Origin of the sequence: Aquibium sp. ELW1220, from assembly GCF_030398385.1 — a bacterium.
Lineage (GTDB): Bacteria > Pseudomonadota > Alphaproteobacteria > Rhizobiales > Rhizobiaceae > Aquibium.
Map to the genome: position 1 here is coordinate 82,613 of NZ_JAOAOQ010000015.1, position 21,354 is coordinate 103,966.

The window sequence follows — 21,354 nt, forward strand, 5'->3', positions numbered from 1 at the left end:
GATCCATCGCCCATGAAATCAGCCGTCGTCCTCCTCCCCGGCCTCAACCGCGACCGCGACATGATCGCGGCGCTGACCAAGATTTCGGGGACGGCGCCGCTCACCGTCTGGCAGACCGAGACGGACATCCCCGATGTCGACCTGATCGTCATTCCGGGCGGCTTCTCCTATGGCGATTATCTGCGCTGCGGGGCCATCGCGGCGCGCATGCCGGTGATGCGCGCGGTCGCCGAGAAGGCGCGCAAGGGCGTGAAGGTTCTCGGCGTCTGCAACGGTTTCCAGATCCTGCTCGAGGCCGGCCTGCTGCCGGGTGCGCTGATGCGCAACACCTCGCTCAAATTCGTCTGCCGCGAGGTGAAGCTCGAAGTGTCGAACACCGACACCGCCTTCACCCGCAACTATCGGCCTGGCCAGATCATCCGCTGCCCCGTCGCCCACCACGACGGCAACTATTTCGCCGATGCCGAGACGCTGGCGCGCATCGAGGGCGAGCGCCAGGTCGCCTTCCGCTATGCCGAAGGCACCAACCCCAACGGTTCGATCAACGACATCGCCGGGATCGTGTCCAGGGAGGGCAACGTTCTCGGCCTGATGCCGCACCCCGAGAACCTCATCGAGGCCGCGCATGGCGGTGCCGACGGTCGGCCGATCTTCGAAAGCGTACTGGGGATCGCCGCGTGACACGAGCAGCCTTTGCACGCGCAGGATGGATCCTTGCGTTTGCATTGGCACTGCTTGGCGCCCCGCCGGCCTGGGCGCAGACAGCGGTCGCGTCCAGGGCGAAGGCCGATCCCGTCACCCATGTCTACTTCATCCGCGGCTTCCTGAACGTCTTTTCGACCGGTCTCGACGACATGTCGGCGCAACTGGCGCGGGCCGGTGTGAAGTCGATCGTCCATGGCCATCTGTCCGGCAGTGCCGTACGCGCGCAGCTGATCGCAGACCGCAAGAAGACGGGAAAGCTCCCCAACCCGGTCGTCATCGTCGGCCATTCCTTCGGCGCCAACGCGGCTCTCTCCGTATCGTCGCTCCTTGCAGCAGATGGTATTCCGGTGGATCTGGTCATCACCATCGATCCGACCGTTGACGGGCCGCTGACGCCCAACGTCCGGCGCTACGTGAACTACCACTTCGCGGGCAACAACCTCGGGGTTCCCCTCACGTCGCCGAAACTCGGCAAGCGCATAACCAACATCGACATCTCGAAGCGCAAAGACATCGCCGGAGCCGGCGACGACCACTGGACGGTGACGGCCAACAAGGCGCTTCAGAAGGAGATCCTGTCGGCGATCCGCAGGCAGGTCGGCCGTCGCCAGTAGAATTTTTCGCGCAGGTGCCCGGACCGGCTGCGAGCGGACAGGTCCGCGCAACCTCGGCTCACTAGATACATTTCGTCTGCGAGGGGCCGGATCGGTCCCTGCATCAGCCAACGGATGGAAGCGAACCATGTCTCCCGCATTGCCTCGGCGCCGCGCGCCGGTCGTGACCCGCGTCCTGGCAATCTTTGCCGCGGGTATCCTCGCGGCCGCCTGCACCGCGACCGAAAAGCCGGTTCCGGCCAGCGGCGGCTCGGTGATGGTGTCGACCCTGCAGAGGATCAACACGCAGGCGCATCGGTGCTGGCTGCCCGATTCGGAGTTCAAGGCCTACGGCATCGTTCCAGAGCTCAACACGACGGGCACGCCCCGGCTGCTCGTCATCCCGCGCGGGAAGCCGCAATCCCTGCCGCAGCTGGTTGTCACGGTGGCGGGCTCATCGCCCCAGGTCTATGGCCCGCTCGCCGCGTCGCCGCTCGCACCGCGCATCGAGAAGGATGTCGCGCGCTGGGCGGCGGGCTCGACGAGCTGCACCGCCTGATCCGGCTTCAGCTGCGATCCAGAGACACGCCGAGCGAGGACAGGGCGTCCCAGTACCCGGGATAGGTCTTCGCCACGCAATCGGGATCGAGGATCGTGATCCCGTCGATCCTGAGCCCTACCAGGGCGAAGCTCATCGCGATGCGATGGTCGGCGAAGGTGTCGATGGCGACCGGAAGACGCTGCCCGGCGAGCGCCGGGTCGGACGCGACGAGGAGATCGTCGCCCAGTTCCGTTGCCAGTCCGGACCGGATGGCGTTCAGTCCGATCGAGAGCGCGCGGATGCGGTCGCATTCCTTGACGCGCAGATTGGCGATCCCGACGAACCGCACGGGCGTCTCGTTGAAGGCGGCGAGCACGGCGAGCGTCGGTACGGCATCCTGCATCTGCGACCCGTCGATGACGGCCGGCATGCGCGGGAAGGACGAAATGACGGCATGCGCCATGGCGTCGGGCTGCGTGAAGGACGCGGCAGGCGTTCCGATGTCGATCGCCCCGCCCGTCAGCACCTCCGCACCCCACAGATAGGTTGCCGCCGACGCATCGGGTTCGATGTGGAAGTCGGTCGCGACGTAGCCCGTAGGCTCCACGCGCCAGACGGACGACGACGGCTGACCGACCCGCGCCCCGAAGGCGCGCATGGCGGCGAGCGTCAGGTCGACATAGCCGCGCGCGCCGATCTCGGCCCCGGCGAGTTCGATCTCGAAGGGTTCCCGGCCGCAGGCGCCGACCATCAGCAGCGCCGAGACATACTGGCTGGACAGCCCCGCATCGATGACCACCCGGCCGGTGGAGAAACGACCGGTCGCGTCGACGGTCACCGGCGGGCAGCCCGTCGGCGCCTCGACGGCGACGCCGAGGTGGCGCATCGCGTCGACGAGCGGCTGGATCGGCCGCTTGCGCATGTGCTGGTCGCCGTCGATCACGTAGCGGCCCTGCCCCAGCGAGACCGCAGCCGTGAGGAAGCGCGTTGCCGTTCCGGCATTGCCGAGGAAGAGCGGCCCTGCCGGCGGATTGAGGACGCCGGTGGACGTGACCTCGAAGCTCGTTTCGCCGGGCTCTTCGACCGTGACGCCCATCGCGCGCAGCGCGTCCGCCATGTAGCGCGTGTCGTCGCTCTTCAGTGCCCCGGTCAGACGGCTCACGCCGCGCGCGAGCCCGGCCAGAAGAAGGGCGCGGTTGGTGATCGACTTCGATCCGGGCGGCGCCACGCGCCCCCGCAAGGCGCCGGCGGCCGGGTGGATGGTCAGTCTGTCCTTGGTCGACATGCGGTCCTGCCGGGGCGCTGCCCCACTTGCCGTTTGAAGCGTCGTGCGCGGGTCCGGTAGCGCACGGCACGTCACCTTGGCAAGACGGCGGGCACCGCGGAGCTCTGGGACCGATCCGCAGGATCGACCGGTGCGTCAGTCCCAGAACCGGCGGGCGGCTTCCCTGCGGGCTTCTTCCCGCGTCACGCCGATGTCGCGCAGCTGATGGTCGGTGAGTTCGCTCAGGTCCCGCCTCTGGCGCCAGCGCTCCGCGACCAGACGAAACCGGTGGCCGAGCCCCGACCACGCGGCGGCGATGGCCGTGCGCGCGCTCGGCCGAGCCGGAGCAGGTTCCGCTCGACCGGCGGATGTGTCTATTGTACCCATCATCGTCAATCCCGTTGGTGTGGTTCGTTCCACCACCCGCCGCGGCTGTATGCATTGACATGAATACGGTGACAATCTAGGGAATTGTCATGATGACAAATTGGCTACCCACCCTGTCGGAAGGCGAAGGACCGATCTACGTGCGGCTCGCGGACCGGATCGAAGCCGACATTGCCGCCGGTGCGCTCGCGGCTGGCATGAAGTTGCCGCCCCAGCGCAATCTCGCTTTCGACCTCGGCGTGACAATCGGCACGATCGGCCGCGCCTATGCCCTGGTTCGCGAGCGGGGCCTCGTCTCTGGCGAGGTCGGCCGCGGCACATTCGTGCTCGGCAGCGGCGACGAGCCCGCGCGGCAGCCGCAGCAGGAGGTATTCGGCGGCACCCGCTTCGCGCCGACGCCCGGGAAGCTCAGGATGGACTCGACTGCCGCACCTGACGTGGGCCAGGCACGCCAGATCTCCGAACTGGCCGCGCGGATCGCGCGCGATCATGCAGCCGACATGCTCGACTATGTCCGCCAGCCCCTGCCCGCCTGGCTCGAAGCGGGGCGCGCCTGGCTGTCGCGCACCGGCTGGCAGCCATCGTCCGACTCGATCGTGCCGACCGCGGGCGCGCATGCGGCCATCATGGCCGTGATCGCCGCGATGACGGCCCCGGGCGACCGTATCGTCTTCGAAGCGCTCACCTACTCCTCGATCGCGCGCAGCGCCGCGCTGATCGGGAGGCGCCCGGTCATGGTCGAGATCGACGCGGACGGCATGATCCCCGAGGATTTCGAGCATGTCTGCGCCCAGCAGCACCCGAAGCTCGCCTTCCTGATGCCCAGCCTGCACAACCCGACGCTGGCCACGCTGCCGGAAAGGCGCCTGACCGAGATCGTCGGCATCGCGCGCCGACACAATGTCTGGCTCATCGAGGACATGGTCTTCGGCAACCTTGTCGAGGGCGCGCCGGGACTGCTGGTTTCGCTGGCACCCGAGCGCACCTTCCATGTCGGCAGCCTGTCGAAGAGCGTCGCGGCCGGCCTGCGCACGGGCTGGGTCGCCTGCCCGCCCCACACGGCCCAGCGCGTGCACATCGCGAGCCGGATGGTCGCGGGCAGCCTGCCGACGTTCCTGATGTCGGAGACGGCCGCACGGCTGGTGCTGTCGGGAGAGGCCGAAGCGATCCGCCGGACCGTCCGCGCCGAGACAGCCGCCCGCGAGGCCATGGCCAAGACGATCCTCGCCGGAAGCGACTTCGCGTCGCGGCCCGACATCCCGTTCCTCTGGATGAAGCTGCCCGAGCCCTGGCTCTCCGGTCTTTTCCGCCGCGCCGTCGCCGACGAGGGCGTGCTCGTCGACGAGGAGGACGAGTACAAGCCGGTCCGGACCGAGCGTAACCACCACCGCATCCGCGTCGGCTTTTCCTCCGTCGCATCGCGCGACGACGTGGCGCGCGGCTTCGACACCATCCGCCGCGTCCTCGAAGGCGGCATCGCCGGCCACGACAGCTTCGGCTGACGCGTCCGGAAATGCCTGACGGCCTTTTTTCGAGCGCTCCAGACAAGCGTGTAGGAATCGGCAGGGCACGAATCGTCTTGGGGTATCGGCGCCAATCCCGGCGCCGTCCCAGGATGGAGAAATGCTCATGAAAAGCCTGCTTGTCACGCTGTCTTCCGCGGCCGCACTGCTCGTGCTGACGTTCGCCTCGGGGGCCGCCGATGCCGACGCGCGCGATGCGCTGCAATCCCTGCGCGGCACCTTCGTCAGCCCGTCCGCCGAACCCTGGTATGGGGGCTTCGGGACGCGCGAATTCGTGTTCCGTGATGGCCAGTGGAGCCTGATCTTCACCCATGCGCTCGACCCGCAGATGACGATGCGCACCTTCCAGTTCCGTACCGGCGGCGCCTATCGGGTCGGCGAGCCCTCGAACGACGCGCCCGGCGCGTTCCGGACCGTCTTCAACGAAGACTGGAAGCATGTCACTCTGCTCACCGACGTGCCGGAGATCGTCGCGGGCATGGGCATGGCGGCGTGCGGTCTGACCGTCAATCTCGAGACGGACATCTCCGCGAGCGGTTGTGCCGCCTGGAAGCCGGTGGCGGACTGCGCACAGGACCATGACATCCTGGCCATGTCCGCGCAGGGGCTGCACTTCGGCGTCCGCCCGGCGGACAACGACATGTGCAGTGCAGACCGGACGCCGACGGCGCTGTTGCCCGCCGTCGTTGCCCGCTGACAGCGAAGGAACCGGATCATGCAGTACATCATCCTCAACTACACCTCCCCCGCCGACTACGCCGATGCCGATGCCGCGCGTGCGGCCGCCGACGGCGAGCTCTGGGGCGCCTACACGCAGGCGCTGGTCCAGGCCGGCATCCTCGTCGGCGGCAATGCCCTCCACCCACCCCACACCGCCACCACGCTGCGCATCCGCGGCGAGGCGCGCGATATCCAGGATGGCCCCTACGCCGCCAGCAAGGAGCATCTCGGAGGCTACTACGTCATCGACGTGCCGGACCTCGACACGGCGCTGGAATGGGCCGCGCGCAATCCGGCCGCATCTTCGGGTGCCGTCGAGGTTCGCCCGGTCGTCATGCGCGGGGCTGCGTGAGCGAGGCAGCGGCCGAAATCGAGAAGGTGGCGCGCCTGTCCCACGGCAGGCTCGTCGCCACTCTCGCCATTCGCACCGGCAGCGTCCAGGCTGCCGCCGACGCCCTGTCGGATGCACTGCTGCGTGCGCTGGAGACATGGCCGCGTCGCGGCGTCCCGGAGAAGCCGGAAGCCTGGCTGATCGCTGCGGCGAAAAACCGTCACAGCGATACGAGGCGCCATGATCGCGTGGCCGCCGCAGCGCAGGCGCATCTGGTCCGCCTGGAAGAGGAGCGCGCCGCGAGCAATGACGGCGCAATGCCGGACCACATGCTCAACCTGCTCTTTGTCTGCGCGCACCCGGCAATCGCCGCACCCGTTCGCACGCCTCTGATGCTGCAGGTCGTGCTCGGCCTCGACGCAAAGCGCATGTCCGGCGCGTTCCTCGTTTCGCCCGGCACGCTGGGGCAGCGGCTGACGCGCGCCCGCGCAAAGATCGAGACGGCCGGCATCGGTTTCGCACTGCCCTCGCCTGACGACCTGAAGCCCCGGCTCGGACACGTGCTCGACGCCATCTATGCCGCCTACACGGTGGGTGCCGACGGACACGCCGCGGGAGACGCGAAGGGCGCGCCGCTTGCCCGCGAGGCGATCTGGCTCGGCAGTGTGCTGGCGAGCCGGATGCCGCGGGAACCGGAGGCCCAGGCGCTGCTGGCCCTGATGCTCTACGCCGAAGCGCGGCGCCCCGCACGCTCCGGATCCGATGGTGCCTTCATCCCCCTCGACGAGCAGGACCCGGCTCTCTGGAATCGGAAGATGCTGGACGACGCCGATCTCGCCATGCGGCTCGCCATCCCCAATGCTTCGCTCGGGCGATACCAGATCGAAGCCGCGATCCAGGCCGCACACGCCAACCGCGGACGAGGATACGCGACGGACTGGACAGCGATCGCCGCGCTCTATCGTGGCCTGGTGGCGCTGCACCCGAGCATCGGCGCTGTGACCGGTCTGGCGGCTGCGCTGGGCGAGACGGGACAGGCAGAGGAAGCGCTCGCGATTCTCGGCGACATCCCCCCGGAGCGGACGGCACGCTACCAGCCCTGTTGGGCGGTGCGGGCTCACCTGCTTCGCGGCAGGGGCGACCGTGCGGCCGCATCGATGGCCTATGACCGCGCCATCGCTCTCGCTTCCGATCCGTCCATCCGCGCCTTCCTGTCGCAGCGCAAGGCGCAGATGCAGTCGACCTGATGCCACACGGCCTCAGGACGAGGCGGCAAGCAGCCGATTTTCCGCACCGCCCCCCGTGTCATCCGCCGCCGGCTTGCGCTATGGAGCGCACACACCGCGCCATCGCACGACAGGGCCCGCCATGACCATTCCCAACATCGTTCCGATCACGCCCGAGCTCGTCGCCGCGCACGGGCTGAAGCCGGATGAGTACCAGCGGATCCTGACCCTGATCGGGCGCGAGCCCTCGTTCACGGAACTCGGCATCTTCTCGGCGATGTGGAACGAGCACTGCTCTTACAAGTCCTCGAAGAAGTGGCTGCGCACCTTGCCGACCACCGGCCCCCGGGTCATCCAGGGGCCGGGCGAGAATGCCGGCGTGGTCGACATCGGCGACGGCGACTGCGTGGTCTTCAAGATGGAAAGCCACAACCATCCCTCCTACATCGAGCCCTACCAGGGCGCGGCGACCGGCGTCGGCGGCATCCTGCGCGACGTCTTCACGATGGGCGCGCGGCCGATCGCGGCGATGAACGCGCTGCGTTTCGGCGAGCCGGACCACCCGAAGACGCGCCACCTCGTGTCGGGCGTCGTGGCAGGCGTCGGCGGGTACGGCAATTCCTTCGGCGTGCCGACGGTCGGCGGCGAGGTCCAGTTCGACGCGGCCTACAACGGCAACATTCTCGTCAACGCCTTTGCTGCGGGTATCGCCAGGACGGACGGCATCTTCCTGTCGCAGGCCAAGGGCGTCGGCCTGCCGGTCGTCTATCTCGGCGCCAAGACCGGCCGCGACGGCGTCGGCGGCGCCACCATGGCCTCGGCCGAGTTCGACGATCAGATCGAGGAGAAGCGCCCGACGGTGCAGGTGGGAGATCCGTTCACCGAAAAGTGCCTGCTGGAAGCCTGTCTGGAACTAATGGCGTCGGGCGCCGTCATCGCCATCCAGGACATGGGCGCGGCCGGACTGACCTGCTCCGCCGTGGAGATGGGCGCCAAGGGCGACCTCGGCATCCGTCTCGACCTCGACAGGGTGCCCGTGCGCGAGGAACGCATGTCGGCCTACGAGATGATGCTGTCGGAGAGCCAGGAGCGCATGCTCATGGTGCTCAAGCCGGAACTGCGCGACGTAGCCGAGGCGATCTTCCGCAAGTGGGGGCTCGACTTCGCAATCGTCGGCGAAACCACGGACGACCTTCGGTTCCGCGTCTTCCACCAGGGCGAAGAGGTCGCGAACCTGCCGATCAAGGACCTCGGCGACCAGGCGCCGGAGTACGACCGCCCCTGGGTCGTTCCAACGGTTCCTGCCCCGTTGGCCCAGGCCGAACCATCGCCCGAGCCGGGCGAAGAGATGCTCGACCTCGTCTCCCGCGTGCTGGACGGCGACACGACCGCCGCCGAACGGATGACGGAGCTGAACGAGGCGAGCCGCGCCTTCGACAAGCCCTGGCTGGCAGGCCGCTCGCCGGTCGCCGGATACCCGGGCGATCCGTTCGATCCCGCCGATGCGCTGCTGGCGCTTCTGGGCTCGCCGGACCTGTCCTCGCGCCGCTGGGTCTGGGAGCAGTACGACACGCTGATCCAGGGCAATTCGCTGCAGCGGCCGGGCGGCGACGCCGGCGTCGTTCGCATCGACACCCATCCGTCCAAGGCACTCGCCTTCTCCTCCGACGTCAACCCGCGCTACTGTCAGGCCGATCCGTTCGAGGGCGGCAAGCAGGCAGTGGCGGAATGCTGGCGCAACATCACGGCGACCGGAGCGCTGCCGCTGGCGGCGACCGACAACCTGAATTTCGGCAATCCCGAACGCCCCGAGATCATGGGCCAGCTCGTCCAGGCGATCCGGGGTATCGGCGAGGCGTGCCGCGCGCTCGACTTTCCGATCGTGTCCGGCAACGTCTCGCTCTACAACGAGACGAACGGCAAGGCGATCCTGCCCACGCCCACCATCGCCGGCGTCGGCCTGATCGACGACTGGACGAAGATGGCGACCGTCGGCTTCAAGACGCCCGGGCGGGCCGTGCTGCTCGTCGGATCGCGCAGGGACTTCGCCAACGGGCATCTCGGCCAGTCCGCCTATCTGCGGAACGTCTTCGGCGCTGCCGACGGCACGCCGCCGCCGGTCGATCTGGCGGCCGAGCGTCGCGTCGGCGACTTCGTCCGGTCGCTGATCCGGCGCGGCACGGCGGCCGCGGTCCACGACGTCTCGGACGGCGGCGTCGCGATCGCCTTCGCCGAGATGGCGATGGCGGGCGGCATCGGCGGCGAGCTGCCCGGTCCGGCCGATGTCGACCCGATCCCCTTCTTCTTCGGCGAGGACCAGGGGCGCTACCTGGTGGAGATCGACCTCGATCCGCAGGGCGAGGAGATGACCGAGTTGTGGAACGAAGCGAATTCGCTCGATATATTCGCGCCCTGGGTGGGCACGACCGGTGGTGATTCCCTCAAGCTCGGCGACGGCCGGGCCGTTCCGCTCGTCGATCTTGCCGCCGCCCACGAAGGCTGGTTCCCGAAATTCATGGATGGAGCAAACTGATGCCAATGGATGCCCGCGACATCGAGAAGCTCATCAAGGAATCGATCCCGGACGCACGGGTCACGATCCGCGATCTGGCCGGCGACGGCGACCACTACGCGGCCGAGGTCGTGGCCGAGAGCTTCCGCGGCAAATCGCGCGTGCAGCAGCACCAGATGGTCTACAACGCGCTGAAGGGCAACATGGGCGGCGTCCTGCACGCGCTCGCGCTGCAGACCAGCGTGCCGGACTGATCGTCGGCTCTCTCCCGAAGCGCCGACGCCGCTCCCAGCCTCGACAAGAACCGGACGATATTCTATCTAAGGCCTAGCCAATTCACGCATTTCATCTCCGGCCTTGAACCGGACGAAGAAGGAAAGACAGCCATGAGCGCCATCACCGATTTCATCGCCAGCGAAGTCAAGGGCAACGACGTGGTCCTGTTCATGAAGGGCACGCCCGGCTTCCCGCAGTGCGGATTCTCCGGTCAGGTCGTGCAGATTCTCGACTATGTCGGCGTCGACTACAAGGGCATCAACGTGCTGACGTCCGACGAGCTGCGCCAGGGGATCAAGGAATTCTCGCAGTGGCCGACGATCCCGCAGCTCTACGTCAAGGGCGAATTCGTGGGCGGCTGCGACATCATCCGCGAGATGTTCCAGGCCGGCGAACTGCAGACCTTCCTCGACGAGAAGGGCGTGAGCGTCAAGGGCGCCGCCTGAGACGTCCGCGGCACCGCCGCGATCTGAAAAGAAGCGATCCCGGGACCATCACCCGGGACCAATTGCCGGAAATGCGCCGTCCCCGGCGCGTTTTTCTTTTTGTTTGTGTGTAGTTCGGACGCATTGCCATGGACCAGACGGTCACCCCTTCGCCGCGAAAGGCGCCGTTGCTGACGATTCCCCGCTGGGAATTCATCGCGATCGCCGCGGGCCTCATGGCGCTGAACGCCCTGGCGATCGACATCATGCTGGTCGCCCTGCAGCAGATCGGCATGAGCCTCGCCGTCGAGGACGAGAACTCGAGACAACTGGTCGTCACCGCCTATGTCATCGGCTTCGGGCTGACGCAGCTGGTGTTCGGTCCCGTTTCCGACCGCTATGGCCGCCGCATCCCGCTGCTGGTCGGGCTCGGCATCTATGTCGTCGCAGCCTTCGCCTGCGCCTTCGCGCCTTCGTTCACGATCCTGCTGGTCCTGCGTTTCATCCAGGGTCTCGGCGCGGCCTCCACACGCGTGATCGCCGTCTCGCTCGTGCGCGACGTCTACGGCGGACGTGCCATGGCCGAGGTCATGTCGCTGGTCTTCATGGTGTTCATGGTCATTCCGGTGATCGCACCCGGCATCGGCCAGTTCATCATGCTGTTCTCGGAATGGCCGATGATCTTCATCTTCATCGGCGTGATGTCGCTCGCCTTCACCGTCTGGACCGGGCTGCGCCTGCCCGAAACGTTGCCGATGAGCCAGCGCCGGCCGTTTACCGCCACCGTCATCTTCGAGGCCTTCCGCATCGTCCTCACCGAGCGTGTCGCGATCTGCTACACGATTGCGATGACGGCCATCTTCGGCGCGCTGTTCGGCTTCATCAACTCCGCCCAGCAGGTCTATGTCGACATCTACGGCGTCGGCGAGATGTTTCCGTTCTACTTCGCGCTGGTGGCCGGTCTCATGGCCGTGTCGTCCTTCCTCAACGCCCGGATGGTCGGACGCTTCGGCATGCGGCGGCTGGCCCATGGAGCGCTCCTGGGCTTCCTCGCGGTCACCGCCATCTCCTTCGTCCTGGCGCTGGCCGGGCCCATTCCGTTCTGGCTGTTCCTGACCCTGTTCGCGATCGCGATGGTGCAGTTCGCCTGGATCGGGTCGAACTTCAACGCGCTCGCGATGGAGCCGCTCGGCCATGTCGCCGGAACGGCTTCCTCGGTGCAGGGCTTCCTGCAGACCGTGGGCGGCGGCGTGGTCGGCGCGTTGATCGGACAGGCCTTCGACGGCACCGTGGCGCCGCTGGCCGGCGGCTACTTCGTCGCCGCCGTCATCGCCCTGATCATGACGCTGATCGCCGAGAAGGGCCGCCTCTTCCGGTCGCAGAACCAGCCGGTCTGAGCCGGACCGGCCTGAGCCTCAGTCGGCCCAGAGCTCGCGGCGCAGTTCCGCCCAGCTCTCCCGGTCGGGCGCCACGAGCAGCCCGCCGTCGAGATGCTCGGGCAGGTAGGCGCTGCCGTCCAGCCGCGCGACATGGCCGCCCGCCTCGATCTGGATCAGCGTCCCGGCCAGGTGGTCCCACGGCATCAGCTTGTTGTAGACGACGAAATGCGCGTGGCCGCTCGCGATCAGGCGATACTCGTGTGCCGAGCAGCGATAGGCGATCTGCGACAGTGCCTTGGCCTGGTTGCGCGCGAGCCGCGACCGGTCCGGTTCCGCGAAATACTGCCAAGACGCGCTGCCGGTCATCTCCGTCAGGGGGGCGGCGGCCGCCACGCGGACGGCCGTCTCGCGCCCGCCCTCGTGCCGAAGCCGGCTTCCTCCGCCCCTGACGGCGATCATGCAGTCGCGTCCGAGCGGGTCGTGGATCAGGCCGGCGACCGTTTCGCCCCTGGCCACCACCGCCAGGATCACGCCGAAGAGCGGCACGCCGGAGGCGAAGTTGTAGGTGCCGTCCACGGGATCGAGCACGAAGGCGAGATCAGCCTTCGCCAGGCCGTCGAGCAGCCGGGGATCCTCCGCGCAGGCTTCCTCGCCGATCACCAGGGCGCCCGGATAGCGCAGGCTCAGGCGCGCCGTCAGGAAGCGCTCGGCCTCCACGTCGGCATCCGTCACGAGGTCGATCGCGCTCGTCTTGCGCCGAACCTCGCCGGAACCGAGCCGCCGGAACCGCGGCATGATCTCGCGCTGCGCCGCCTCGTCGAGAAGATCGGCAAGCCAGTCGACGTCCCTGTCGTCAAAGCGCAATGCCGGGCTCCCCCTTGCCACGCCTGTCGTCGAGACCGGCGAAATCGAACAGCGCCGTATCGAGCAGATGGCTCGGCCGCGCGTTGGCCAGCGCACGGATCATCGTGTCCTTGCGCCCGGGCATCTTGCTTTCCATCCCGTCGAGCATCGCCTTCATGGCGTTGCGCTGCAGGCCGTCCTGGCTGCCGCACAGGTCGCACGGGATGATCGGAAAGCGCATCGCCTCGGAAAACTTCGTCAGATCCGCCTCGTCGCAATAGGCGAGCGGGCGCAGCACCATCACGTCGCCCTCGTCGTTGAGCAGCTTCGGCGGCATGGCGGCCAGCCGCCCGCCATGGAACAGGTTCATGAAGAAGGTCTCGAGGATGTCGTCGCGGTGATGGCCGAGCACCAGCGCCGCGCAGCCCTCCTCGCGTGCGATCCGGTACAGGTGGCCGCGCCGCAGCCGCGAGCACAGCGAGCAGTAGGTCCTGCCCTCGGCGATCTTGTCCGTCACGATCGAGTAGGTATCGCGGTACTCGATGCGGTGCGGAACCCCCAGCGCGGCGAGATAGTCCGGCAGCACGTGCTTCGGAAAGTTGGGCTGGCCCTGATCGAGATTGCAGGCGAGCAGCTCGACCGGCAAAAGGCCGCGCCACTTCATGTCGAGCAGCAGGGCGAGCAGCCCGTAGGAATCCTTGCCGCCCGACAGCGCCACCAGCCAGCGCTCGCCTGGCCGCACCATGGCGAAATCCTCCAGCGCCTGGCGCGCATTGCGCAGGAGGCGCTTGCGCAGCCGGTTGAACTCGACCGATGCCGGCGTCTCGCGGAACATCGGATGGCATCCATCCGCGGTCTCGGCTGGCTCTGCCCGTCCGACATGGGAGTTCATGGATAGACTTTTCCGGCTTCGATCAACTCGAAGCCCTTGATCTCGAACACGTAGGGGCTGCCGTCCGCTTTCAGGACGCGCGCGACCAGCGCGCCGGCGTCGTCGAAAAAGATGGCCAGGACGGTGTGAAGCGGCCGGAAGCAGAATGTGTCGTCAGGATATATGAATCGGACCACGGATGCGTTTCCCTTTCGCCGTCGCGTCTCTTCGATAGCAGAAAACAAAACGCCCGGCACATGGCCGGGCGTCTGTAGATCCGATGCTGCCGACACCTCAGCGCGAGTAGAACTCGACGACCAGGTTCGGTTCCATCTGCACCGCGTAGGGCACGTCGCCGAGACCAGGCACGCGCGCGAACTTGGCGGTCATCTTGGAGTGATCGGCCTCGACATAGTCCGGAACGTCGCGCTCGGCGAGCTGGACGGCCTCGAGCACGATGACGAGCTGCTTGGACTTCTCGCGAACCTCGACCACGTCGCCCGGACGGCAGCGGTAGGAGCCGATGTTGACACGACGGCCGTTCACGTTGACGTGGCCATGGTTGATGAACTGGCGCGCCGCGAAGATCGTCGGCACGAACTTGGCGCGGTACACCACCGCGTCGAGACGCGACTCGAGCAGGCCGATCAGGTTCTCGGAGGTGTCGCCGCGCATGCGGTTGGCTTCCTCGTAGACCTTGCGGAACTGCTTTTCCGAAATGTCGCCGTAATGGCCCTTGAGCTTCTGCTTGGCGCGCAGCTGCAGACCGAAGTCCGACATCTTGCCCTTGCGGCGCTGGCCATGCTGGCCGGGACCGTATTCGCGCTTGTTGACCGGCGACTTCGGGCGGCCCCAGATGTTTTCGCCGAGACGGCGGTCGATCTTGTACTTTGCGGATTCGCGCTTGCTCATCGCATTCCCTTTCGAATGAAACAGTCCGGAACGTCGCCGTGCCGGACGAAGGAAACGCGCCCTCCTCTGGCTCCCGTTTTCGGAGCCTGACAGGATCACCGCGCAGCGATGCGGGCGATCCACGGGACACGTCAATAAAGACACCGGCCCTCGCGGACCGGTGCTGGCGGGTCTTTAGGCCGATTGCCGGATGGTGTCAACGGCGCGCGATACGACGGAATTGCGGGGCGGTCGTGCTCCCGTGCGAGGAAACCACCTGCAACCACCCATCACGTTCAGGATGTGCGTCCCGCGACGAAGCTCTTGTAGATGTATCCCGTGCGGCCCTCGTAGCCGACCTTGCACCAGAGGTCACAGTCGAAGACCTCGATCTTGGCGCGGCGCGGGATCACCATCATGACGCCATGCTTGCTGCCGGGACCCTTGCGCATGTTGACGGGGGCTTTCACCGATGCGGTGCGCGTCGACGCATCGGGCTGCTCGGGCAGTTCGGCCGGCAGCACGATCTGCATCGGGCGGCGCGACCCCGCATCCGAACCGGTAAAATCGGAACTCCCTTCGCCGCCGGCATAGGCGAGAAGCCCCGAATCGCTCTCGTCGACCTGCGCTGCCTTCTCGACGATCAGCTTGCGCATCGCCTCGAGAGCGGCGGATCCCTGCCTCGTTTCGGTCCGCGCCCAGCGGGGATCGTCCTTCCGCGGGATGTCGACCACTTTGGCCGCCTTCGTCGCCGGAACCGGCGCGGGAGCAGCAGTAGCGGCGGGCTCGGCCGCCCCGGGTGCGCCTGCCGCAGCCGCAGCCGCCGTGTCCGGCGCGATCGCCGCGACGGCATCGTCCTGCGCGCTATTGTCGAGCGGAACGTTGCGCACCGGCGCGGCGCCGTCCATGGCGGCGGCCGCCACAGGCGCCAGGGCGACTTCGCCGCGCGGCGTCATGAAGAAGAGGCTGCCGCCCAGGATGGCGACTGTGGCCATCACAGCCGCGATGGCGGGTTTCGACGGACCGATGCTCCTTCCGGGCCGGTGCTGCGGCAGGAAGATCGCAACAGGTTTTTCCTGTTCCGTCATGAAAACCTGGCGACCGCGGTCGCCTCGTTCGTCTGTTTGACCAGTCACGTGCCCTCTCCAGGCAAGCTTGTCGACACTCCGATCCGCAGCGCCCCAGCCAGCGTCGTCAGGTTGATGTCCGGCCCCCGCCGGATGACATGACGAAAGGCCGCCATGTCGGCTACCTGTCTGGGAGCCGAATGTGGCGATGATTTGTTAACGTGCAGCCGCAGGCCACACCGTTCCGTCTTTCGAAGGTTACGGCCAACACTTATTGTGTCGGATTGTGATGTGTCGTGAAAAGGAGAGCCAAACCAGTCGCTTAAGCTGGATGTACTCGCCTGGCCGCCAGACCGAAGCCTTGCATGAGGCGTCGCAATGCATGATCGGGCGTGCCCGACGTGAAGACGGCCACGTCTTCATCCTGAGGTTCGTCCTCTCCGCCCGATTCGGCCCGCTCCGGGTCGCGGGACAGGAGCGACAGCGCCCGACGGGCGATCGCTTCGGCAGGGTCGAGCCAGTCCACCGGCCAGGGCGCCGTCTTGCGCATGCGGTTGACGAGGAAGGGATAGTGCGTGCAGGCGAGCACGACGATGTCGGTGCGCCGGCCGTTCTGCTCGACGAAGCAGGGTTCGATCTCGGCGCGTACCGCATCCTCGTCCACGAAGCCCTCGCGCATGTAGGCCTCGGCCAGAGAAGCCAGACGGTCGCTGCCCACGAGGCGGACATGGCATTTCGTCGCCCATTCGCGGATCAGATCGCGGGTATACTGGCGCTTCACCGTGCCCGGCGTCGCCAGCACGGAAACGAGGCCGCTGGCGGTTCGCTCGGCCGCCGGCTTGATGGCCGGGACGGTGCCGACGAAGGGCGTTCCCGGATAGGCGGCCCGCAGGTCGGGCAGCACCAGCGTCGAGGCCGTGTTGCAGGCGACCACAACGATCTCCGGATCGTGCTCGCAAAGCAGTCGTCCGAACAGTTCGACGATCCGTGCGCGGAGCGCGCGCTCTTCCCAGGCGCCGTAGGGAAAGCCGGCATCGTCGGCGACATAGACGAAACGCCGGTCCGGCATCAGCACGCGCGCTTCGCGCAGCACGGTGAGCCCGCCGATGCCCGAATCGAAAACCAGGACCGGACGGCTATTCATCCGCGTCTTCCGACCGGGCCGCGCGATCGGCCTCGGCCTTGCGGTCCGGATAGCCGGCGCCGCGCGGCTCCTTTGGCGAGAAGTAGTCGAGAGAGGACAGGACCCCGCGCAGGACCTTGATCTCCGCTTCGGCGAAGGCCGGCCGGGTGAAGACGGAACGCAGGCCGTCGAGCATCCTTGGCTTCTTTTCCGGCGGACGGAAGTAGCCGCGATCGTCGAGCGCCCGCTCGAGATGGCCCATGAAGGAGTTGAGATGCTCCTTGGACGCCGGCTCCATCTCCGGTCCGCGGAAGTTGGTGTCGGTCTCGCGATCGAGCCCGGCCTTCATCCATTCGTAGGACATCAGCAGGACGGCCTGCGCGATGTTCAGCGACGAGAAGCCCGGATCGACCGGGAATGTCACGATGACGTCCGCAAGCGCCACCTCCTCGTTCGACAGGCCGAATTTTTCGCGGCCGAAAAGGATGCCGGTGCGCTGTCCGATCCGCTCGCGTCCGCGAAGCTCGCGCCCGGCCTCCACCGGCCCGTGTACCGGCTTGAAGCCGTCGCGCGGCCGCGCCGTGGTCGCGTAGAGGAAGGACAGGTCGCCGATCGCGTGTTCGAGCTTGTCGAACACCTGCGTCGCGCGGATGACGTGGTCGGCGCGGCTCGCCGTCGCGATCGCCTTCTCGTTGGGCCAGCCGTCGCGCGGACTGACCAGCCGCAGGTTGCTCAGCCCGAAATTGGCCATGGCACGCGCGACCATGCCGATGTTCTCGCCGAGTTGCGGCTCGACGAGGATGATGGCCGGTCCGGCGGAGGTGGGCGTATGGCCGCTGTCGTCCTGGTTCATGCGTCTCTTCGGCGGGCTCGTGGAATGGCAGGAGGCGTCGGCATGCGGCCCGAACCGCAAGGCTGGCCGTCGATGCGCGTTTGCGGCGATCCCGCGTCCCTGCCATATTCCGGACCGAAAATGAAGCTTTGCGCGAACCCGCCATGACGAACGAACTTGCCGAACGCATCCGCTCGATCCTCAGCGAAGACCCCAACGTCGGTGAGATCCGCATGTTCGGCGGCGTCTGCTTCACCCTCAACGGCAACATGCTGGTCGGTTCGATGAACCGCGGCGATCTCCTCGTGAGGGTCGGGACGGAGCGGGAGGCCGACGCCCTCGCCCGCCCCGGCGCCGCGCGGATGGCGTTCACGGGCCGCGAGATGAAGGGTTTCGTCGTGGTGGCGAACGAAGCGGTCGCCGAGGACGACGCCCTCGGCGGCTGGATCGCGCTGGCCACCGACTATGTCGGCCCGCTGCCGCAGAAGGTGAAGGCGGCCAAGCCTGCGAAACCTGCGAAGGCGCGACGAGCCCGAGCCGGCTGAACGTCAGCCCTGCCCGAGGAACGTGCGGATTGCCGCGGCCACCGCCGCGGGTTTCTCGTGCAGGATCCAGTGCCCGGCGCCCGGCACGCGCTCGACGGTCAGGTCGGGAGCGAAGTCGTCGAGCCCCTCCAGGCAGGCCGGTCGCAACGCCTCGTCCGCCTCGCCCCAGAGCACCAGATGGGGCATGGCCACCGTCACGCGCTCGGGAGCGACGGCAAGCAGCGGCGCGTCGTCGACGACATCGCCGGGCTTCGGCACCACGATCGGCGAGGACTTGTACCAGTGCAGCATCGCCTCCATCGCGCCCGGCTGCGCCCAGGCGGCACGGTATCCGGCCGCGATCTCCGGCGTCAGCCAGTCGGTGCGCGAAAAGCCGGCGAGCATCTTCATGGTGCGGGCGAAATCGTTCTCCGCCATCCGCGCGGCCGCGCCCGGGGCGCGCAGCGTATGGAAATACTGGCTCGCGGAGCGCTGCCCCTGGTCCTCCAGAATGGCACGCTGGAAGCAGACCGGATGCGCGCCATTGGCGATGACGAGGTGGGAGAGACGGTCGGCATGCGAAAAGGCGTAGGCATAGGCGACGGAGGCGCCCCAGTCGTGGCCAGCGAGGATGAAGGGCCTCCGGGGTGACAGATGATCGACGAGCGCTGCCAGATCCGCGACCGTCCTGCGGGTGCGATAGGCCTCTTCGCCCTGCGGCTTGAAGGAGAGGTTGAAACCGCGCTGGTCCGGCGCCACCAGGAAGAATGCGTCCGCGAGTTCGGTCATCACGCCGCTCCATGCCGCCCAGTACTCGGGAAAGCCGTGCAGGCACAGGATCAGCGGCCGCGACGGATCGCCGGCGGAGGCATAGTGCAGGCGCCCCTCGCCCACGTCGAAGAACCCGAAATCGAAGTCTGCCATGGATCGTCCTCCCGTGCGGCCGAATCCGCCGCCGGCTCGCCCTCGAGGCCACTATGCGCAGCGCCGGACTGCCTGTCCAATGCGGTCGAAAGGCTTGTGCCGCTTCACTTTTGGTAGCGTTTGCGCCCCCCGGTCGGCTTTGCTATAGCGTGCCCATTCCTTCAACCGCGGGGCTCGACGACCGTCCCGCCTCCCCGAACACGAGGCTTTTCCCGATGTCGAAAATCAAGGTGGCCAATCCCGTCGTCGAACTCGACGGCGACGAGATGACCCGCATCATCTGGCAGTACATCAAGGACAAGCTGATCCACCCCTACCTCGACGTCGACCTGAAGTATTACGACCTCGGCATCGAGCATCGCGACGCGACCAACGACCAGGTGACGATCGATTCGGCCAATGCGATCGCGCAGTACGGCGTGGGCGTGAAGTGCGCGACGATCACCCCCGACGAGGCGCGCGTCGAGGAATTCGGGCTCAAGAAGATGTGGCGCTCGCCCAACGGCACGATCCGCAACATCCTCGGCGGCACCATCTTCCGCGAGCCGATCATCATGAAGAACGTGCCGCGGCTGGTGCCGGGCTGGACCAAGCCGATCGTGGTGGGCCGCCATGCCTTCGGCGACCAGTACCGCGCCACCGACTTCCGCTTCCCCGGCAAGGGCAAGCTGACGATCAAGTTCGTCGGCGACGACGGCACGACGATCGAGCACGAGGTATTCGACGCACCGGGTTCTGGCGTCGCGATGGCGATGTACAACCTCGACGATTCGATCCGCGACTTCGCCCGCGCCTCGCTGAACTACGGCCTGCTGCGCGGCTGGCCGGTCTACCTCTCGACCAAGAACACCATCCTCAAGGCCTATGACGGCCGCTTCAAGGACATCTTCCAGGAGATCTACGAGAAGGAATTCGAGGCCGACTTCAAGGCCAAGAAGATCTGGTACGAGCACCGGCTGATCGACGACATGGTGGCGGCGAGCCTGAAGTGGTCGGGCGGCTACATCTGGGCCTGCAAGAACTATGACGGCGACGTGCAGTCGGACACCGTGGCGCAGGGCTTCGGCTCGCTCGGCCTGATGACCTCGGTGCTGATGACGCCGGACGGCAAGACCGTGGAGGCGGAAGCCGCGCACGGCACCGTCACGCGCCACTATCGCCAGCACCAGAAGGGCGAGGAGACCTCGACCAACTCGATCGCCTCGATCTTCGCCTGGACCAGGGGTCTCGCCCACCGCGCCAAGCTCGACGACAACGACGCGCTGAAGCGCTTCGCCGACACGCTTGAGAAGGTGTGCATCCAGACGGTGGAATCGGGCTTCATGACCAAGGACCTGGCGCTGCTGATCGGCCCCGACCAGCCCTGGCTCTCGACCACCGGGTTCTTGGACAAGATCGACGAGAACCTGCAGAAGGCGATGGCCTGATCCTGCGCGACGGACGCGCGACGACAAGGGGCCGCGGCAAACGCCGCGGCCCCTTTTTTCGTCCGGATTCGGCTGGAGTATATTCTCCATGCCTAAATTAGAGATAATCGCACTCTACTTTTCCGACGCACGCCACGACTTTGCCGTCATGTAATCCGACTTCACAGCGACAGGGCAACGCGCTAGCTTCCCTTAGGACATCCTTTGAGGGGACTTGACGATGCAGAAGAAGATCGCCGCCGAATTCCTGGGTACGTTCTGGCTCGTCTTTTGCGGATGCGGCAGCGCCGTGCTCGCGGCGGCGTTCCCCGAGGTGGGGATCGGGCTCCTCGGCGTATCGCTGGCCTTCGGACTGACCGTGCTGACCATGGCCTATGCGGTGGGCGGGATTTCGGGCGGGCACTTCAACCCGGCCGTCTCGGTGGGCATGGTGGTGGCGGGGCGGATGCCGGCCGGCGACCTCGCCTATTACGTGGCGACGCAGGTGGTGGCGGCGCTCGCGGCCGGGTTGGTGCTTTATGCGATCGCGTCGGGCACGGCAGGCTTCGCGGCCGGGGGCTTTGCCTCCAACGGCTATGGCGCACTGTCGCCGGGCGGCTACTCGCTGTTTGCGGCGCTGCTGATGGAGGTGGTGATGACCGGCTTCTTCCTGTTCATCATCCTGGCCGTGACGGCGCCCGGCGCGCCGGTGGGCTTCGCGCCGATCCCGATCGGGCTGACGCTGGCGCTGATCCACCTGGTCTCGATCCCGGTGACCAACACCTCGGTCAACCCGGCGCGCTCGACGGGCGTCGCCTTCTTCGCCGACACGGCGGCGGCGGGCCAGCTCTGGCTGTTCTGGGTCGCGCCGATCGCCGGGGCGGCGATCGGTGCACTGGCCTGGAAGACGCTGTTCACCGCGCGCAGCGACACGCCGGGCCTCGTGGCTGCGCAATAGCCGCCGCCCGACCGGCCGCCACCTGGAAGCGGT

The 21,354-nt window shown here is 67.2% G+C and carries 24 protein-coding genes; 14 read left to right on the top strand and 10 right to left on the bottom strand.

What is annotated here, in order from left to right:
• Window positions 1–12 precede the first annotated feature (12 nt).
• From purQ to N1F91_RS15205, 3 genes are all read left to right on the top strand, one after another.
• On the top strand, window positions 13–681 hold the full coding sequence (purQ, locus tag N1F91_RS15195; protein ID WP_289993259.1) for a phosphoribosylformylglycinamidine synthase subunit PurQ: 669 nt from the start codon (window positions 13–15) through the stop codon (window positions 679–681).
• Between the two features lie 44 nt (window positions 682–725).
• Window positions 726–1,319, top strand: coding sequence for a hypothetical protein (locus N1F91_RS15200; protein WP_289993260.1), 594 nt, complete (start codon window positions 726–728; stop codon window positions 1,317–1,319).
• Window positions 1,320–1,446: 127 nt separating this feature from the next.
• A complete protein-coding gene (locus N1F91_RS15205) occupies window positions 1,447–1,857 on the top strand; it encodes a hypothetical protein (RefSeq protein ID WP_289993261.1) in 411 nt (136 codons plus the stop codon).
• Window positions 1,858–1,864: 7 nt separating this feature from the next.
• Here N1F91_RS15205 and aroA read toward each other — a convergent pair whose 3' ends face one another.
• A complete protein-coding gene (gene aroA / locus N1F91_RS15210) occupies window positions 1,865–3,124 on the bottom strand; it encodes a 3-phosphoshikimate 1-carboxyvinyltransferase (RefSeq protein WP_289993264.1) in 1,260 nt (419 codons plus the stop codon).
• 135 nt (window positions 3,125–3,259) lie between these two features.
• The gene (locus N1F91_RS15215; protein WP_289993265.1) at window positions 3,260–3,493 is read right to left on the bottom strand and encodes a DUF1127 domain-containing protein; all 234 of its coding nucleotides are present in this window, start codon (window positions 3,491–3,493) and stop codon (window positions 3,260–3,262) included.
• Between the two features lie 89 nt (window positions 3,494–3,582).
• On the opposite strand from N1F91_RS15215, the gene N1F91_RS15220 reads away from it, so the two are divergent.
• From N1F91_RS15220 to N1F91_RS15255, 8 genes are all read left to right on the top strand, one after another.
• Window positions 3,583–4,992 (top strand): PLP-dependent aminotransferase family protein, encoded by a 1,410-nt coding sequence (locus tag N1F91_RS15220; RefSeq protein ID WP_289993663.1) that lies wholly within the window; start codon window positions 3,583–3,585, stop codon window positions 4,990–4,992.
• A gap of 127 nt (window positions 4,993–5,119) precedes the next feature.
• The gene (locus N1F91_RS15225; RefSeq protein WP_289993266.1) at window positions 5,120–5,710 is read left to right on the top strand and encodes a hypothetical protein; all 591 of its coding nucleotides are present in this window, start codon (window positions 5,120–5,122) and stop codon (window positions 5,708–5,710) included.
• Window positions 5,711–5,728: 18 nt separating this feature from the next.
• Window positions 5,729–6,085 carry a YciI family protein gene (locus tag N1F91_RS15230; RefSeq protein ID WP_289993267.1) on the top strand — a complete coding sequence of 119 codons (357 nt, stop codon included), beginning with the start codon at window positions 5,729–5,731 and terminating at the stop codon, window positions 6,083–6,085.
• Entirely contained in the window at window positions 6,082–7,311 is a 1,230-nt protein-coding gene (locus N1F91_RS15235) for a DUF6596 domain-containing protein (protein ID WP_289993268.1), read from the top strand. Before N1F91_RS15230 ends, N1F91_RS15235 begins: the two co-directional genes overlap by 4 nt.
• Window positions 7,312–7,432: 121 nt before the next feature.
• Window positions 7,433–9,823 carry a phosphoribosylformylglycinamidine synthase subunit PurL gene (gene purL, locus N1F91_RS15240; RefSeq protein ID WP_289993269.1) on the top strand — a complete coding sequence of 797 codons (2,391 nt, stop codon included), beginning with the start codon at window positions 7,433–7,435 and terminating at the stop codon, window positions 9,821–9,823.
• On the top strand, window positions 9,823–10,056 hold the full coding sequence (locus N1F91_RS15245) for a BolA family transcriptional regulator (RefSeq protein ID WP_289993270.1): 234 nt from the start codon (window positions 9,823–9,825) through the stop codon (window positions 10,054–10,056). Before purL ends, N1F91_RS15245 begins: the two co-directional genes overlap by 1 nt.
• Window positions 10,057–10,188: 132 nt before the next feature.
• Window positions 10,189–10,524, top strand: coding sequence for a Grx4 family monothiol glutaredoxin (gene grxD / locus N1F91_RS15250; protein ID WP_289993272.1), 336 nt, complete (start codon window positions 10,189–10,191; stop codon window positions 10,522–10,524).
• Window positions 10,525–10,652: 128 nt separating this feature from the next.
• Window positions 10,653–11,900: a multidrug effflux MFS transporter gene (locus N1F91_RS15255; protein ID WP_289993274.1), complete on the top strand. Its 1,248-nt coding sequence runs from the start codon at window positions 10,653–10,655 to the stop codon at window positions 11,898–11,900.
• Between the two features lie 18 nt (window positions 11,901–11,918).
• On the opposite strand, the gene N1F91_RS15260 is transcribed toward N1F91_RS15255, so the two are convergent.
• The 7 genes from N1F91_RS15260 to N1F91_RS15290 form a co-directional block, all read right to left on the bottom strand.
• Window positions 11,919–12,746: an inositol monophosphatase family protein gene (locus tag N1F91_RS15260; RefSeq protein WP_289993276.1), complete on the bottom strand. Its 828-nt coding sequence runs from the start codon at window positions 12,744–12,746 to the stop codon at window positions 11,919–11,921.
• Window positions 12,736–13,617 (bottom strand): tRNA 2-thiocytidine(32) synthetase TtcA, encoded by an 882-nt coding sequence (gene ttcA / locus N1F91_RS15265; RefSeq protein ID WP_289993277.1) that lies wholly within the window; start codon window positions 13,615–13,617, stop codon window positions 12,736–12,738. Before ttcA ends, N1F91_RS15260 begins: the two co-directional genes overlap by 11 nt.
• Window positions 13,614–13,793 carry a hypothetical protein gene (locus tag N1F91_RS15270; protein WP_289993278.1) on the bottom strand — a complete coding sequence of 60 codons (180 nt, stop codon included), beginning with the start codon at window positions 13,791–13,793 and terminating at the stop codon, window positions 13,614–13,616. Before N1F91_RS15270 ends, ttcA begins: the two co-directional genes overlap by 4 nt.
• Window positions 13,794–13,890: 97 nt before the next feature.
• A complete protein-coding gene (rpsD, locus tag N1F91_RS15275; RefSeq protein ID WP_289993279.1) occupies window positions 13,891–14,508 on the bottom strand; it encodes a 30S ribosomal protein S4 in 618 nt (205 codons plus the stop codon).
• Between the two features lie 275 nt (window positions 14,509–14,783).
• The gene (locus N1F91_RS15280) at window positions 14,784–15,623 is read right to left on the bottom strand and encodes an SH3 domain-containing protein (RefSeq protein ID WP_289993280.1); all 840 of its coding nucleotides are present in this window, start codon (window positions 15,621–15,623) and stop codon (window positions 14,784–14,786) included.
• A 253-nt stretch (window positions 15,624–15,876) separates the two neighbouring features.
• Window positions 15,877–16,698 (bottom strand): glutamate racemase, encoded by an 822-nt coding sequence (gene murI, locus N1F91_RS15285; protein ID WP_289993281.1) that lies wholly within the window; start codon window positions 16,696–16,698, stop codon window positions 15,877–15,879.
• Window positions 16,691–17,530, bottom strand: a complete 840-nt coding sequence (locus tag N1F91_RS15290) for an RNA methyltransferase (RefSeq protein WP_289993282.1) — start codon at window positions 17,528–17,530, stop codon at window positions 16,691–16,693. The genes murI and N1F91_RS15290 overlap by 8 nt, the downstream gene beginning before the upstream one ends.
• 143 nt (window positions 17,531–17,673) lie before the next feature.
• Between N1F91_RS15290 and N1F91_RS15295 the strand changes: the two genes are divergently transcribed.
• Window positions 17,674–18,054, top strand: a complete 381-nt coding sequence (locus N1F91_RS15295) for a TfoX/Sxy family protein (RefSeq protein WP_289993283.1) — start codon at window positions 17,674–17,676, stop codon at window positions 18,052–18,054.
• A 3-nt stretch (window positions 18,055–18,057) separates the two neighbouring features.
• Here the strand turns inward: N1F91_RS15295 and N1F91_RS15300 are convergent, their stop codons facing one another.
• Window positions 18,058–18,957, bottom strand: a complete 900-nt coding sequence (locus N1F91_RS15300; protein WP_289993285.1) for an alpha/beta hydrolase — start codon at window positions 18,955–18,957, stop codon at window positions 18,058–18,060.
• A 215-nt stretch (window positions 18,958–19,172) separates the two neighbouring features.
• On the opposite strand from N1F91_RS15300, the gene N1F91_RS15305 reads away from it, so the two are divergent.
• Window positions 19,173–20,384 carry an NADP-dependent isocitrate dehydrogenase gene (locus N1F91_RS15305; RefSeq protein WP_289993286.1) on the top strand — a complete coding sequence of 404 codons (1,212 nt, stop codon included), beginning with the start codon at window positions 19,173–19,175 and terminating at the stop codon, window positions 20,382–20,384.
• A gap of 220 nt (window positions 20,385–20,604) precedes the next feature.
• Window positions 20,605–21,321 (top strand): aquaporin Z, encoded by a 717-nt coding sequence (gene aqpZ / locus N1F91_RS15310; RefSeq protein ID WP_289993287.1) that lies wholly within the window; start codon window positions 20,605–20,607, stop codon window positions 21,319–21,321.
• Window positions 21,322–21,354 lie beyond the last annotated feature (33 nt).